Annotated in this window: 13 protein-coding genes; 11 read left to right on the top strand and 2 right to left on the bottom strand. The window is 44.2% G+C overall.

Features of this window, described 5'->3' with window-relative positions; translation table 11 throughout:
- Window positions 1–61 precede the first annotated feature (61 nt).
- The 8 genes from OCU77_RS13155 (at window position 62) to nqrM (ending at window position 7,435) form a co-directional block, all read left to right on the top strand.
- Window positions 62–1,402 carry a Na(+)-translocating NADH-quinone reductase subunit A gene (locus tag OCU77_RS13155; protein WP_048898227.1) on the top strand — a complete coding sequence of 447 codons (1,341 nt, stop codon included), beginning with the start codon at window positions 62–64 and terminating at the stop codon, window positions 1,400–1,402.
- Window positions 1,403–1,405: 3 nt separating this feature from the next.
- Window positions 1,406–2,650, top strand: a complete 1,245-nt coding sequence (locus OCU77_RS13150) for an NADH:ubiquinone reductase (Na(+)-transporting) subunit B (protein WP_048898158.1) — start codon at window positions 1,406–1,408, stop codon at window positions 2,648–2,650.
- The gene (locus OCU77_RS13145) at window positions 2,640–3,434 is read left to right on the top strand and encodes a Na(+)-translocating NADH-quinone reductase subunit C (protein WP_107302761.1); all 795 of its coding nucleotides are present in this window, start codon (window positions 2,640–2,642) and stop codon (window positions 3,432–3,434) included. The genes OCU77_RS13150 and OCU77_RS13145 overlap by 11 nt, the downstream gene beginning before the upstream one ends.
- Window positions 3,427–4,059, top strand: a complete 633-nt coding sequence (locus tag OCU77_RS13140) for an NADH:ubiquinone reductase (Na(+)-transporting) subunit D (protein ID WP_107302760.1) — start codon at window positions 3,427–3,429, stop codon at window positions 4,057–4,059. Before OCU77_RS13145 ends, OCU77_RS13140 begins: the two co-directional genes overlap by 8 nt.
- Before the next feature lie 7 nt (window positions 4,060–4,066).
- On the top strand, window positions 4,067–4,663 hold the full coding sequence (gene nqrE, locus OCU77_RS13135) for an NADH:ubiquinone reductase (Na(+)-transporting) subunit E (RefSeq protein ID WP_048898159.1): 597 nt from the start codon (window positions 4,067–4,069) through the stop codon (window positions 4,661–4,663).
- Window positions 4,664–4,684: 21 nt separating this feature from the next.
- Complete coding sequence (gene nqrF / locus OCU77_RS13130) at window positions 4,685–5,908, top strand: NADH:ubiquinone reductase (Na(+)-transporting) subunit F (protein ID WP_048898160.1); 1,224 nt, start codon at window positions 4,685–4,687, stop codon at window positions 5,906–5,908.
- Between the two features lie 273 nt (window positions 5,909–6,181).
- Window positions 6,182–7,204 carry an FAD:protein FMN transferase gene (locus tag OCU77_RS13125; protein WP_048898161.1) on the top strand — a complete coding sequence of 341 codons (1,023 nt, stop codon included), beginning with the start codon at window positions 6,182–6,184 and terminating at the stop codon, window positions 7,202–7,204.
- A 9-nt stretch (window positions 7,205–7,213) separates the two neighbouring features.
- Complete coding sequence (nqrM, locus tag OCU77_RS13120; RefSeq protein WP_048898162.1) at window positions 7,214–7,435, top strand: (Na+)-NQR maturation NqrM; 222 nt, start codon at window positions 7,214–7,216, stop codon at window positions 7,433–7,435.
- A gap of 69 nt (window positions 7,436–7,504) precedes the next feature.
- On the opposite strand, the gene OCU77_RS13115 is transcribed toward nqrM, so the two are convergent.
- Window positions 7,505–8,737 carry a response regulator gene (locus OCU77_RS13115; RefSeq protein ID WP_107302759.1) on the bottom strand — a complete coding sequence of 411 codons (1,233 nt, stop codon included), beginning with the start codon at window positions 8,735–8,737 and terminating at the stop codon, window positions 7,505–7,507.
- A 378-nt stretch (window positions 8,738–9,115) separates the two neighbouring features.
- Between OCU77_RS13115 and dinB the strand changes: the two genes are divergently transcribed.
- Complete coding sequence (gene dinB / locus OCU77_RS13110; protein ID WP_048898228.1) at window positions 9,116–10,147, top strand: DNA polymerase IV; 1,032 nt, start codon at window positions 9,116–9,118, stop codon at window positions 10,145–10,147.
- 93 nt (window positions 10,148–10,240) lie between these two features.
- Here dinB and OCU77_RS13105 read toward each other — a convergent pair whose 3' ends face one another.
- Window positions 10,241–11,701, bottom strand: coding sequence for an aminoacyl-histidine dipeptidase (locus OCU77_RS13105; protein ID WP_107302758.1), 1,461 nt, complete (start codon window positions 11,699–11,701; stop codon window positions 10,241–10,243).
- A gap of 1,348 nt (window positions 11,702–13,049) precedes the next feature.
- Here OCU77_RS13105 and OCU77_RS13100 point away from each other — a divergent pair.
- Both OCU77_RS13100 and gpt read left to right on the top strand, forming a co-directional pair.
- The gene (locus tag OCU77_RS13100; RefSeq protein ID WP_107302757.1) at window positions 13,050–14,339 is read left to right on the top strand and encodes an NCS2 family permease; all 1,290 of its coding nucleotides are present in this window, start codon (window positions 13,050–13,052) and stop codon (window positions 14,337–14,339) included.
- 46 nt (window positions 14,340–14,385) lie between these two features.
- Window positions 14,386–14,844, top strand: a complete 459-nt coding sequence (gene gpt / locus OCU77_RS13095) for a xanthine phosphoribosyltransferase (protein WP_048898164.1) — start codon at window positions 14,386–14,388, stop codon at window positions 14,842–14,844.
- Window positions 14,845–15,073: the final 229 nt, after the last annotated feature.

Here is a 15,073-nt window from a genome sequence, read left to right as displayed (position 1 = left end):
AGTCGTGTCTTAATTGCGCAATAGAAAATTTCTTTTTCCCGTTAATGTAGTGCAAGTGCGTATGATTACAATAAAAAAGGGTCTGGATATCCCAATTTCAGGGACTCCTACCCAGGCGATAAATGATGGCAATGCCATCACACGTGTTGCCTTGCTTGGCGAAGAATATGTTGGTATGCGTCCTACAATGCATACTCGCGTAGGGGATGTAGTGAAGAAAGGTCAGGTTCTTTTTGAAGATAAGAAGAACCCAGGCGTTAAATTCACTGCTCCGGCCGCTGGTAAGGTTACTGAAATCAATCGTGGTGCTAAGCGTGTTTTACAGTCGGTTGTTATCGATGTAGAAGGCAACGAGCAAATCACATTTAACAGCTACAAGGCTGACCAACTAGCACAGCTTGATCGTGCTGTTGTTGTTGAGCAATTAGTAGAATCTGGCATGTGGACAGCGCTTCGTACCCGTCCATTTAGCAAAGTGCCTGCTATTGATGCAGAAACAAAGGCTATCTTTGTTACTGCTATTGATACCAACCCGCTAGCTGCAAACCCTGAGCTAATCATCAACGAACAAAGCGATGCGTTTGTTGCTGGTCTAACGCTACTTTCTCGCTTAACAAGCGGCAAAGTTCTGGTTTGTAAAGCAGGTTCGAGCCTACCACGTAGTTCTGAAGCAAATGTTGAAGAGCACGTATTCAACGGCCCGCACCCATCAGGCCTTGTTGGTACTCACATCCACAAACTATTTGGTGCAGATGCAGCAAATGTTGCGTGGCACATCAATTACCAAGACGTTATTGCGTTCGGTCAGCTTTTCCTAACGGGTGAGCTATACACAGATCGCGTTATTGCCCTTGGTGGTCCTGTTGTGAACAACCCACGTCTTGTGCGTACTCAAATCGGTGCTGCTATCGAGCAAATCACTGATGCTGAGATGATGCCAGGTCAAATCCGTGTGCTTTCAGGCTCTGTTCTGAATGCAACGAAAGCGGTTGGTCCACATGCATACCTTGGTCGTTACCACCTTCAAGTAACGGCACTTCGTGAAGGCTATGAAAAAGAATTCATGGGCTGGATCGCACCAGGTAAAAACAAATTCTCTGTAACGCGTTCGTTCTTGAGCCAATTCTTCCCAGGTCAGTTGTTCAACATGACAACGACGACTAACGGTAGTGAGCGTTCAATGGTGCCAATTGGTAACTACGAAAAAGTAATGCCACTAGACATCGAACCAACACTGTTACTTCGTGACCTTTGTGCTGGTGATAGCGATAGCGCGCAACTACTGGGTGCGCTTGAGTTAGATGAAGAAGATCTGGCTCTATGTACGTATGTATGCCCAGGTAAGTATGAGTTTGGTCCATTGCTACGTGAGTGCTTGGACAAAATTGAGAAGGAAGGGTAATTCATGGGTCTCAAGAATTTCCTCGAAAATGTTGAACATCACTTTGAACCGGGTGGTAAGCACGAGAAATGGTTTGCGCTTTACGAAGCATTCGCCACTCTTATGTACACACCAGGTCAAGTGACACGTACTGGTTCACATGTCCGTGATAGTATCGACCTGAAGCGTATCATGATCATGGTATGGTTCGCGGTCTTCCCTGCAATGTTCTGGGGTATGTACAACACGGGTCACCAAGCAATCACTGCACTTAACCACATGTACGTTGGTGAGCAACTAGCGACTGTACTTGCAGGTGATTGGCACTACTGGCTAACACAAATGTTAGGCGGCACCCTTACAGCTGATGCTGGGTGGGGTAGCAAAATGCTACTTGGTGCGACTTACTTCCTACCTATCTATGCAGTGGTATTTGCTGTAGGTGGTTTCTGGGAAGTACTTTTCTGTATGGTGCGTAAACACGAAGTGAACGAAGGTTTCTTCGTAACGTCTATCCTGTTTGCACTGATCGTTCCAGCAACACTTCCACTTTGGCAAGCTGCACTAGGTATTACCTTTGGTGTTGTTGTTGCGAAAGAAATCTTTGGTGGTACTGGTCGTAACTTCCTTAACCCTGCGCTTGCAGGTCGTGCCTTCCTGTTCTTCGCATACCCAGCTCAGATCTCTGGTGATCTAGTATGGACTGCGGCTGACGGTTTCTCTGGCGCAACTGCTCTTAGCCAATGGGCGAACGGTGGTCAAGCTTCTGTAATCAACACAGTTACAGGCGAAGCGATTACTTGGATGGACGCGTTTATCGGTCGTATCCCTGGTTCTATCGGTGAAGTTTCTACGCTAGCTATCATCCTTGGTGGCGCAATGATTGTATACATGGGCATTGCTTCATGGCGCATCATCGCGGGTACTATGATTGGTATGGTTGCAGCTGCGACTCTGTTTAACATTATCGGTTCTGACACTAACGCAATGTTCAGCATGCCATGGCACTGGCACCTAGTTCTAGGTGGTTTTGCATTCGGTATGATGTTCATGGCGACTGACCCTGTATCTGCAGCATTTACTAACAAAGGTAAGTGGTGGTACGGCGCGTTAATTGGTGCGATGGCAGTGATGATTCGTGTGGTTAACCCAGCGTACCCAGAAGGTATGATGCTGGCGATTCTATTCGCGAACCTATTCGCTCCTCTATTTGACAACCTAGTTGTTCAGGGCAATATCAAACGGAGACTAGCTCGTCATGGCAAGTAATAACGATAGCATTAAAAAAACGCTGATTGTTGTTGTCGCGCTGAGCCTAGTCTGCTCGATCGTGGTATCAACTGCAGCTGTTGCATTACGTCCTCTTCAGCAAAAAAATGCGGTAGAAGATGTTCAGCGTAACATCTTGTCTGTTGCTGGCCTGCTTGACGGTGCTGCAAACATTCAAGAAGCATACGGTCAGTTCATCGAGCCTAAGCTTGTTGACTTAAACACTGGCGAGTTTGTTGATCAAACTGAAGCAGGTCAAACTGCTGCACAGTACGACCAACGTTCTGCTGCGAAAGATCCAGCGCAATCTGTGAAGCTAAGTGCTGAGCAAGATCTTGCTAAGATCATTCGTCGTGCAAACGTGGCAACTGTTTACCTCGTTAAAGACGCTAACGACAACATCGAGAAACTGATTCTACCGGTACACGGTAACGGTCTGTGGTCTATGATGTACGCGTTCGTAGCGGTTGAAACTGACGGTAACACTGTTTCTGGTATCACTTACTACCAACAGGGTGAAACGCCTGGATTGGGTGGTGAAATCGAAAACCCGAACTGGCGTGCACAGTTTGAAGGTAAGAAACTGTTTGATGACAACAACCAACCTGCTATTCGCGTAGTTAAAGGTGGTGCAACGCCTGGTGATATCCACGGTGTTGACGGCCTTTCTGGTGCGACGCTAACTGGTAATGGTGTACAACACACCTTCGACTTCTGGTTAGGCGACAATGGCTTCGGTCCTTTCCTAGCTAAGGTTCGTGAGGGAGGCCTGAACAATGGCTGATTCTAAAGAAATGAAAAAGATTCTGTTTGCGCCGTTTATCGACAACAACCCGATCGCGCTTCAGATCCTTGGTGTATGTTCTGCACTAGCGGTAACAACGAAACTAGAAACAGCGTTTGTAATGACGCTAGCGGTAACTTTCGTTACAGCATTTTCTAACTTTTTCGTATCGTTAGTTCGTAACCATATTCCTAACAGTGTACGTATCATCGCGCAGATGGCGATCATTGCATCACTAGTAATCCTGGTTGACCAAGTACTAAAAGCATTTGTTTACGATATTTCTAAACAGCTTTCTGTATTCGTTGGCCTGATCATTACTAACTGTATCGTAATGGGTCGTGCGGAAGCATACGCAATGAAGTCTGCACCACTACCATCACTTATCGATGGTATTGGTAACGGTCTTGGTTACGGTTTCGTACTAATTACTGTTGGCTTCTTCCGTGAACTACTAGGTTCAGGCAAGCTATTTGGTATCGAGGTTCTACCTCTAGTATCTGACGGCGGTTGGTACCAACCAAACGGCATGATGCTACTAGCACCATCAGCTTTCTTCCTGATCGGTTTCATGATCTGGGCAATCCGTATTGTTCGTCCAGAACAAGTAGAAGCGAAGGAGTAAGGGGAACATGGAACATTATCTAAGCCTTTTAGTTCGTTCGATTTTTATCGAGAACATGGCACTTTCGTTCTTCTTAGGTATGTGTACATTCCTTGCGGTATCTAAGAAAGTTAAAACCTCTTTTGGTCTTGGTGTTGCGGTAATCGTTGTACTAACGATTGCGGTACCTGTGAACAACCTTGTTTACAACCTACTACTGAAAGACGGTGCGATTGTTGAAGGTGTGGACTTAAGCTTCCTTAACTTCATCACGTTCATCGGTGTTATTGCAGCGCTCGTTCAGATTCTAGAAATGATTCTGGATCGCTTCTTCCCACCGCTATACAACGCACTTGGTATTTTCCTTCCGTTGATCACAGTTAACTGTGCAATCTTCGGTGGTGTATCTTTCATGGTACAGCGTGACTACAACTTCCTTGAGTCTGTAGTCTACGGTTTCGGTTCAGGCACAGGTTGGATGCTTGCAATCGTTGCCCTTGCGGGTATTCGTGAAAAGATGAAGTACTCAGACGTACCTCCGGGTCTACGTGGTTTGGGTATCACATTCATCACTGTTGGTCTTATGGCGTTAGGCTTTATGTCTTTCTCTGGCGTACAGCTGTAATCAGGATAATAGGAATAGTCAATGGATATTATTCTTGGCGTAGTCATGTTCACTCTGATTATCCTGGCTCTAGTTTTAGTGATTCTTTTCGCTAAATCTAAGCTAGTACCATCAGGTGACATTACTATCTCAGTAAACAACGATCCGGAAAAAGCGATTACAACCGCTGCCGGTAGTAAACTACTTAATGCTCTTTCAGCAAGTGGTATCTTCGTTTCTTCTGCTTGTGGTGGCGGTGGCTCTTGTGGTCAGTGTCGCGTTAAAGTGAAATCGGGTGGTGGTGACATCTTACCGACTGAACTTGACCACATCACAAAAGGTGAAGCACGTGAAGGCGAACGTCTAGCATGTCAGGTTAACGTTAAATCTGATATGAACATCGAGCTTCCAGAAGAAATCTTTGGTGTTAAGAAGTGGGAATGTGAAGTTCTTTCGAATGACAACGAAGCAACGTTCATCAAAGAACTAGTGCTTAAAATCCCAGAAGGTGAGGAAGTGCCTTTCCGTGCGGGTGGTTACATTCAGATTGAAGCTGAACCGCATCACATCAAATACGCTGACTTCGATATTCCAGAGGAATACCGTGGTGATTGGGACAAGTTTAACCTGTTCCGTTACGAGTCAGTAGTGAAAGAGCACTCAATCCGTGCTTACTCTATGGCGTCATACCCAGAAGAGAAAGGCCTGATTAAGCTTAACGTGCGTATCGCAACGCCGCCGCCAAACAACCCAGACGTACCACCTGGCATCATGTCATCGTACATCTGGTCACTTAAGGCTGGTGACACTTGTACTATCTCTGGTCCATTCGGTGAGTTCTTCGCGAAAGATACTGACAATGAAATGGTATTCATTGGTGGTGGTGCCGGTATGGCGCCTATGCGTTCTCACATCTTCGACCAGCTTCTACGTCTTAAATCTAAGCGTAAGATGACTTACTGGTACGGTGCTCGCTCTAAGCGTGAAATGTTCTACATTGAAGATTTTGATACGCTTGCAGCAGATAACGAAAACTTCGATTGGCATGTTGCGCTGTCTGATCCACTACCAGAAGATAACTGGGATGGTTACACAGGCTTCATCCACAACGTGATTTACGAGAACTACTTGAAAGATCACGAAGCACCAGAAGATTGTGAATACTACATGTGTGGTCCACCAATGATGAACGCAGCTGTTATTGGCATGCTTAAAGATCTTGGTGTAGAAGACGAAAACATCCTATTGGATGACTTCGGTGGCTAATTAGCCCTTCGAGCACAATAAATTGGCTGACCCCGTTAAGGGTCAGCCTTTTTTCATCTTGGCGCTAGTTATACCAATCTACATAAGTACTTGATCACAATTAGTTATTCACTGACCAATTACTTATCCAGATTTGTATTCTTGAAGACAGTACACTTGGTTTGCGCTGCATAATGTCATAACGCAGGCCGATTTATTCAAGTAGCATCAGATAGAATGTTAATTTTGCTGTTTATACAGACAAAATCCCCCCTTCATTTTGGAGTTGATTAAATGAAGAAGATGTTAAGCCAAGCTATCGTATTGGTAGTAATGGTACTTACTTTAGCGGGCTGTGGTGACAAACGAGAGCTTATCCATCTTAATGGCTCAACCATGGGTACTTATTATTCAATCAAGTTGATTAAGCAGGAAGGCTTACCTGATGCTGAGGCGATTCAGGCTGAAATCGATCGTCGACTTGAATTGGTCAACGATCAGATGTCGACTTACCGTAAGCATTCCGAGCTCAGTCAATTTAATCAACACACCGACGGCACCCCTTTTACCGTTTCTGCTGATACTGCTAAAGTCGTTAAGGAAGCCATTCGTCTAGCGAAACTTACCAACGGTGCATTGGATGTTACGGTTGGACCTGTAGTGAACCTATGGAGCTTTGGCCCAGAAGCGCGACCAGAGCATACGCCAACAGATGCTGAAATCGCCGAGCGTAAAAAGATAGTGGGTATTCACCACTTAAGTGTGGAAGGGAATACGTTAACGAAAGACATTCCTGATCTTTACGTTGATTTATCGTCAATCGCTAAAGGCTTTGGTGTCGATGTAGTTGCTGATTATTTCGATGAACTCAACGTTGCTGATTACCTTGTAGAAATCGGCGGTGAGTTAAGCCTAAAAGGGAAGAACCTTGAAGGCGTGCCATGGCGTATTGCGGTGGAAAAACCAACCGATGATGGTTCGCGTGCTATTCAAGAAATTATTGAACCTGGTGATATGGCTGTCGCAACATCGGGTGATTACCGAAATTATTTTGAAGAAAATGGCGTTCGTTATTCGCACTTAATCAACCCAAAAACCTGCAAACCAATTGATAACCATGTGGTTTCAGTTACCGTGCTACATGAGTCAAGTATGACAGCCGATGCGTTAGCAACAGCATTCTCTGTTATGGGTGAAGAGAAAGCGATAGAATTAGCAACAGCAGAAAATTTACCTGTTTTGTTAGTGGTGAAAACCGAACAAGGCTTTAAAGAATTCATGACAGATGCGTTTAAAACGTACCTGAAGACAAAATAGAGAAGCGTTATGGCGGTATATTTAACAACCTTCGCGGTTTTTCTACTGGTTATTGCAGCTATGGCTGTAGGCTACATTTTCCAGCGTAAAACGGTTAGTGGTAGCTGTGGTGGTCTTGATGGCATCGGCATTGCTAAAGAATGTGATTGTCCGGAGCCATGCGATGCACGTAAAAAACGTGAAGCGCGTGAAGCTCGCCAAGAAGAGTGGAAAAAGAACCAGATTCTTTAATCACTCCTCTAATAAAACGAAAGCCTGAGTGTCTGACTCAGGCTTTTTTATTACGTGTCATTAATATGATCAGGGTGTAGTTGAAACCACTTGGTTTCGCCCGTTTTCTTTGGCGCAATATAATCGTTTGTCGGCAATAGATAACAAGCCGTCAATATCAAAGCAATCCGCATTAGCAGAAACAGCCCCAACACTCATAGTGACTTGAATATGGCCATTTTTGTAGGTGATTTGCTGAGCTTCAATATCACGGCGTAGCAGTTCAAGCCGTTGTTGGAAGGTGTCAAAAGGGCCGCAGAGTTGGATACAAAACTCTTCGCCACCAAAGCGTGCCACAATGGCATCTTTAAAGTGTCGTTGCAGTAATTGACTAATATGTACTAACACCGCATCGCCGCCATCATGACCGTAGGTATCATTGACCTTTTTGAAAAAGTCGATATCCATCATGGCAATGTTGGGTTGATGACAGTGCGGTTTACATTGTTGATTAAAGAAATAACGGCGGTTCCACAGCCCGGTTAACGCATCTTGATTAGCCATACGATAGAGTTTGTCGGCGGTATCTTTCATATTCAGAATATGGTGCAGGCGACAGTTAAATTCTTCTTGATTAAAGGGTTTGTAAAGAAAGTCATTTGCCCCTGCTTTCAGAAATTGTGCTGTCATAGAATCATCACTGCTGGCTGATAACCCAAGGATCGCAATTTGATTACGGCTATGAAGCTTGCGAACTTCGCGGGTGAGGGTGATCCCGTCTTTTTCTGGCATATCGTTGTCAGTGATAATCAAAGATATGTCAGTATGCTTACTGAGTTGGATTATTGCGTCATTGCCATTTTCAGCTTCGACTGTCGTGAGATTTTGTCGTTCTAATAGATTGACCAAGTAATTGCGCACGACGGTTGAATCGTCGACCACGAGAACTTTATGCTGGTCATTGGCTTGGAGGCGTTGAAGTAGCGGTACTAAATAAGAAACGGACTCCGCGCTATCTTTAAGCAAGTAATCTAACACCCCTTTAGCGAGTACCTTCTCGCGAATAGCTTGGCTAAATTGAGCCGTAAGAACCACTGATTTTATATTGCAGCCTAAGACAATATCGATGATTTCACCGTCTTGCCCATCGGGTAAACAGTAATCTAGAACCGCGCAGAGAAAGTTATTGTCTTGAGCAATGAGGAGCTGCGCTTCTTCGACATTTGCCGCAAATACTGGGGTAAATCCACCTTGTTGAAGTTGCTGTTTAAGAAAATTACGAAATGTTTTACTGTCTTCAACAACCAGAATACGACGGCACAAAAGACACTCCTTGTTCATATTTGCTCTATAAATGTATCGACTCGATTTTAAGCCCGTTCGTATTCGCAATGTAACTGATAAAGCACTTTAGTCTGATGTTGCTCACAAGAAATGCATCATTTTGCTCTGCGCAATGGTTTCGTATGGCTTGTCGTGTGGCCTGAATGCTCAGGCTATTCGATGTTGGTTCTGATAGGGAAGCGTGGAGTCTATGTTGTGCAGTCTATGAACAGCTTTGTCGGCATTCTTACTTCCCTTCTAGTGGGAACGCCTTATAATTGCACTGTATGTATAAACAGGTCTGGCGAGAGCGTTAGCCACAGCAACGGGTAATTGTAGGTGCAAGAGACACGGCAACGAAAAATCATTCATGTTGATATGGATTGCTTTTACGCAGCGGTTGAAATGCGGGATGATCCTAGCCTGCGAGATATACCGATTGCCATCGGCGGTCGCTCAGAGCAACGGGGGGTGATCAGTACGTGCAATTACCTTGCCCGTGAATACGGTGTGCGCTCTGCTATGGCAACTGGCCATGCGATGAAGCTGTGTCCAAACTTGACGTTGGTTCCTGGGCGGATGGCTGTTTACAAAGAAGTGTCTCAACACATACGAGAAATATTCTCTCGCTATACCGATAAAATTGAACCTCTTTCACTAGATGAAGCCTACCTTGATGTAACAGAGTGCGAGCTAATGCATGGCTCGGCGACGTTAATCGCACAAGATATTCGCCGAGCAATCGAGCAAGAGTTACACCTTACCGCTTCAGCAGGGATCGCCCCTGTAAAGTTTATCGCTAAAGTCGCATCGGATTTAAATAAACCCAATGGTCAATTTGTGGTTACGCCAGATCAAATTCCAGATTTTGTTGCTGATTTAAAGTTAGAGAAGATCCCCGGTGTTGGTAAGGTGACGATCCAAAAACTCCATGACAAAGGGATGTATACAGGCAAAGATGTACAGGCTTATGATCGCCATTTATTGTTGCAGCAATTTGGTAAGTTTGGTCAATCACTGTGGTCGCGTGCCCATGGTATCGATGAACGGGAAGTAGTTGTTGAACGACAACGTAAATCGGTTGGGGTGGAGCGTACGTTTTCGGTCAATATCAGTGAATACCAAGAATGCTGGCAAGTGATAGAAAAACTCTATCCTGAACTTGAGAAGCGACTGGCGAAAGTCCGACCTGAACTTAATATTGCTAAGCAAGGGGTGAAGATAAAATTCGCTGATTTTCAACAAACGACTGTAGAGCATGTTCAAGCGAAGCTGGATAAAGCCCAATTTGTTGGCTTGTTGCAAGAAGCGCTGACGCGTCAGCAAGGGCGAGAGATCCGTTTGATAGGCTTAAGTGTTGGGCTAGAAACCGGCACTAAAGCTCAACAGCTGTCGTTTGACTGGAATTAGCACGAGTAGTGCAGTGTTATTCGCTCCCTCGTTAAATGAATGAAAAAACGCCCGCCAACTGAGTTGGCGGGCGTTTGTATCTCAGCTTAGCGATTAGGCTTTAACTGGGATGTTTTTCAGAATAGCGACCATTTGCTCCCAGAATAGGGCAACAGTTTCAATCTGTACTTTCTCGTCTGGAGAGTGTGGGAACTTAATCGTAGGGCCGAAAGAAATCATATCCATGTTCGGGTATGGTTCTTTAAATAGACCACACTCAAGACCAGCGTGGATCACCATGATATTTGGTGTGCGGCCGTAAATGTCGTTATAAGTTTCACGGAATAGCTTCATCACTTCAGAATCCGCATCTGGTTTCCAGCCTGGGTAAGCGCCAGAGAACTCACATTGTGCGCCAGCAAGTTGAGCGATTGCTTTTAGCATACCTTCAACATTGCTACGACCAGAGTCGATCAATGAACGGATAAGACAAAGAATAGTCACTTTGTCTTCTTCTGTTGTAATCACACCCACGTTTAGTGATGTTTCAACAACGCCAGCAATGTCATCGCTCATGCGAATAACACCATTAGGACAAGCGTTTAGCACTGAAAGTAGACGAGTTTGATCTGCCGTTGCAAATACATTCGCAGGAAGTTCAGCTTGTTCGGTAAACAGTGTAATGTCAGTTTCCACACGACCAAGTTCTGCGGTAAGTAGCTCTTGGTAGTAGCTGAATAGGCTGTTTAGCTTATCGACATTAGCAGCGGGTACAGTAACAACTGCATTTGCTTCACGAGGAATGGCGTTGCGAAGGCTACCGCCCGTGAAAGAAGCAAGGCGAAGGCCTAGTTCTTCAGCGTGAGAGAATAGGAAGCGACCCAGTAATTTATTTGCGTTACCACGGCCAGTGTGAATATCACAACCAGAGTGGCCGCCTTTAAGGCCTTTAAGAACCAGCTTCACAGCTTGATGATCGGCAGGGGCGTCTTCACGTGTAATGTCGACAGTGATAGAGCCGTCAACACCGCCGGCACAACCCATGTACACTTCGCCTTCTTGCTCTGAATCGGTATTTAGTAGGATATCGCCTTCTAACCAACCTTCTTTCAGACCAAATGCACCTGTCATGCCTGCTTCTTCATCAATCGTAAGCAGAACTTCCAATGGGCCGTGTTCAACATCTTTTGAAGCTAATACAGCAAGACATGCAGCCATGCCCATACCGTTGTCGGCGCCTAGTGTTGTGCCTTTTGCTGTAACCCATTTGCCATCAATGAATGGCTGGATAGGGTCTTGTAAGAAATCGTGATCAGTATCTTCGTTCTTTTGTGGAACCATATCGATGTGAGCTTGAAGCACAACGCCTTTACGATCTTCCATACCAGCTGTTGCAGGCTTCTTGATGAATACGTTGCCTACATCATCACGGCGAACTTCAAGGCCTTCGCCTTGTGCGAATTGGATGATGTGTTGAGCAAGTTGCTCTTCATGCTTTGATGGGTGAGGAATAGAACAGATTTGATCGAAGAATTGCCACACAGGTTGTGGTGACAGTTGGCTGATTTCAGACACAGGAGTCTCCCTTTGAATATCAGTAGTGACATCTTAACGAGCTAGTCGATCTATAAGGTTGTCACTGAATTCACTAGATGAATATCTATTAATAAGCCGTCTTTTGTAGCACAACTTACTACCCAAGTGCATTCAAGGATACCACTGTGGATGTAGGGGGAACAGGGAAATATACCCCTAGTAAAGTCAGGATAAGAGGTAGGGCACGTTACAAAGCGAAGAGGAGCTTTAGAGTCAGCTATTAAAGAGGTAATGCTGCAACCTACGTCATTTTTAGACCATTACACTAGATGGAGCACAATATACCTTTTATGAATGCTCTATTGATATAAAAAACGTTATTTGGTGGCTTATATTCCAAATAGTGATTACTAAGCTTGTTGCTTATCTATGTTTGGTAATTAAATTACATTTATAGCAGTTAAAACCAAATCAAAGAGAAAAAGTGTGATCCAGTTAAAGAAAATGCTTGTAAGTAAATTACGATTTGGTTATAGTTTCTGCATCTCTTGAAGAGACGACAACGACACACTAACTGTTCAGGATGAACCCGAGATATCGCCTCCAAGGAACCGAGATTAAGTGTACCAGTGACGGTTATTGCTCCAGGGAATTGAGCCATGCTAACTGTGCATGTGTTTGGATAACTTATGAAAAGGTGATTTAAAATGAAAGTTTTTGACTCTATTGCAACATATTGGAATAACCGCTCTGTTTACACTGCGAACTTCCAATACCCGAGCTACTTCGGTTACTAATTTTCAGAAAATAGTGAGTGATGAACACTATTTTCTTCGAACAGTATTGTTCACCCCCCCCCTTATTTAAGAATTTAAAATAGCGTTATGGCGTTATTTGCAACATTCTATCGCCACCCCACTTTGGGGTGGCGTTTTTTTATCTTCCAAGCTTTCTGTGGTATTGCTCCTCATTATAAAACCAATCTCGTATATATCAGCTGGAATTGATTGGCGTTTGTATATTGTATTCGATTACATTATTCATAAAGGCCCATATTAATGACTGATCTTGATGAAATATTTGTTAATGAGAAGTAGATAATTTTCAAAGTGATTAATTAACGCACAACATTAATGTTATTAAGTTTATGATTTTAAACAGTAAAATTATTAGCTCTAATTGTTTGGTGAGTTTTTTGTTCACTTGGCGATAAATTACAGCATTCTGCATCTCATTACTGGATCTTCATAGGGTAGCGGCATATAATTGCGCCCCTAAACCCGAAATAGCAAACGTTTACCTAATCGTTTACCTAACGTTTATGCCAACGCTTGTTGATGAATTTACCTTTATAACTGCTGCGTAAATCTCCAAGGAATCGAGAGCAATGCTTGAGAAACTATTTAAACTAAAAGAACACGGTACTGACGTTCGCACTGAAATGTTAGCTGGTTTAACGACCTTCCTGACTATGGCGTATATCATCTTTGTTAACCCAACGATGTTATCGCAAACTGGTATGGATCACGGTGCTGTTTTTGTTGCGACTTGTTTAGCGGCAATGATTGGTTGTTTCATTATGGGCTTTGTTGCTAACTACCCAGTCGCTCAAGCACCTGGTATGGGCCTTAACGCCTTCTTTACTTATAGTGTTGTATTAGGCATGGGGCATACATGGCAGGTCGCGCTTGCAGCGGTATTCCTGTCGGGTCTATGTTTTATCGTATTGAGCGTGCTAAAAGTGCGTGAATGGATCATTAACGCGATTCCATTATCATTGCGTACAGGTATCTCAGCAGGTATTGGTTTATTCCTTGCGTTTATCGCACTGCAGAATTCAGGCATTGTGGTGGGTAACCCTGCGACCTTGGTGCATGTGGGTGACTTAACTAGTTTACCAGCGGCATTAGCAGCATTAGGTTTTTTCTTAACGATTGCCTTGGTGCATCGTGGTTATAAAGCCGCAGTACTGATGGCGATTCTTGCGGTAACATTGCTGGGTATTTTGTTTGGTGATGTGACTTATGGTGGGGTGGTGTCAATGCCACCAAGTATTGCACCGACTTTCTTGCAACTTGATTTTTCAGGTGCAATGGAAGTGGGCTTGATTTCAATTGTCTTCGCTTTCCTCTTTGTTGACCTGTTTGATACAGCAGGCACACTAGTTGGCGTTGCAACGAAAGCAAATTTAATTGGTGAAGATGGCAAACTGCCGCGTCTTAACCGCGCACTATTGGCGGATAGTACAGCAACTTCTGTTGGTGCATTATTAGGTACATCAAATACTACGTCATTTGTTGAAAGTGTGTCGGGTGTGGCAGTTGGCGGTCGAACCGGTCTTACTGCTGTGACGGTTGGTGTATTATTCTTCTGCGCATTGTTTTTTGCCCCATTGGCGGGTATGGTGCCAGCCTATGCAACGGCAGGTGCACTATTTTATGTTGCCATTCTAATGATGTCTGGCTTAGTAAGTGTTGATTGGCGCGATTTAACAGAAGCTGCGCCAGTTGTTGTGGTGTGTTTATTAATGCCACTGACTTACTCTATTGCAGAAGGTATTGGCCTTGGCTTCATCACTTACGCAGTTGTAAAATTGATGAGTGGTAAAGGGCGCGAAGTAAATGCAAGCGTTTGGGTTATTGCCACGCTATTTCTTGCTAAAATTATTTTTCTATAACACAGGTTAACAGTGAAAAGTTTCGCTGATTAGAGGTTCATCGGATATGAGTAATAAGTTCGTCATTACATGGGACAACATGCAAATGTACACACGTCAGCTAGCAGAAAAATTGCTACCAGCTGATCAGTGGAAAGGTATTATTGCAGTTAGCCGTGGTGGTTTGGTTCCTGCGGCAATCCTAGCGCGTGAGCTTAACATTCGTCACGTTGATACCGTATGTATCTCAAGCTATGACCACGATCACCAGCGTGAAATGAAAGTACTAAAACAAGCAGACGGCGACGGTGAAGGTTTCATCGTGATCGATGACCTTGTGGATACTGGCGGCACTGCTGAAATGATCCGCTCTATGTACCCAAAAGCGAAGTTTGTTACAGTTTGTGCTAAGCCTGCTGGTAAGCACCTTATTGATGACTACGTGGTTGATATTGCTCAAGATACATGGATCGAACAACCATGGGATATGGCTGTAACTTTCGTTGAGCCGATCTCAAAGAAATAATCCGCTATAGCTACAAAGACCGATTTGAGAGAGACGCCACGGCGTCTCTTTTTTTATCTGGAGTTTGTGGTTTGCTCTCCATCAAGAATACCCGTAAAAGCCAGCAGTGATGAGTGTTATACTTGGCGTAGTCGGTATATATTATCCCTCAGGTACTATTTCTCGGTAATGACTGCTTTTAAGGACTTGTGTTCACAACAAGCGCCCCGTTTTTTATCGTTATTATCGT

The sequence above is a fragment of the Photobacterium swingsii genome (assembly GCF_024346715.1).
Taxonomy (GTDB): domain Bacteria; phylum Pseudomonadota; class Gammaproteobacteria; order Enterobacterales; family Vibrionaceae; genus Photobacterium; species Photobacterium swingsii.
Note: the sequence above shows the minus strand (reverse complement) of the source record. Positions and strands in the feature narration are given on the sequence as shown.

What these genes read in the sequence shown, in the direction of transcription:
- OCU77_RS13155 (WP_048898227.1), top strand. Translation starts at nt 62, where the DNA reads ATGATTACAATAAAAAAGGGTCTGGATATCCCAATTTCAGGGACTCCT.
- OCU77_RS13150 (WP_048898158.1), top strand. Translation starts at nt 1,406, where the DNA reads ATGGGTCTCAAGAATTTCCTCGAAAATGTTGAACATCACTTTGAACCG.
- OCU77_RS13145 (WP_107302761.1), top strand. Translation starts at nt 2,640, where the DNA reads ATGGCAAGTAATAACGATAGCATTAAAAAAACGCTGATTGTTGTTGTC.
- OCU77_RS13140 (WP_107302760.1), top strand. Translation starts at nt 3,427, where the DNA reads ATGGCTGATTCTAAAGAAATGAAAAAGATTCTGTTTGCGCCGTTTATC.
- nqrE (WP_048898159.1), top strand. Translation starts at nt 4,067, where the DNA reads ATGGAACATTATCTAAGCCTTTTAGTTCGTTCGATTTTTATCGAGAAC.
- nqrF (WP_048898160.1), top strand. Translation starts at nt 4,685, where the DNA reads ATGGATATTATTCTTGGCGTAGTCATGTTCACTCTGATTATCCTGGCT.
- OCU77_RS13125 (WP_048898161.1), top strand. Translation starts at nt 6,182, where the DNA reads ATGAAGAAGATGTTAAGCCAAGCTATCGTATTGGTAGTAATGGTACTT.
- nqrM (WP_048898162.1), top strand. Translation starts at nt 7,214, where the DNA reads ATGGCGGTATATTTAACAACCTTCGCGGTTTTTCTACTGGTTATTGCA.
- dinB (WP_048898228.1), top strand. Translation starts at nt 9,116, where the DNA reads ATGGATTGCTTTTACGCAGCGGTTGAAATGCGGGATGATCCTAGCCTG.
- OCU77_RS13100 (WP_107302757.1), top strand. Translation starts at nt 13,050, where the DNA reads ATGCTTGAGAAACTATTTAAACTAAAAGAACACGGTACTGACGTTCGC.
- gpt (WP_048898164.1), top strand. Translation starts at nt 14,386, where the DNA reads ATGAGTAATAAGTTCGTCATTACATGGGACAACATGCAAATGTACACA.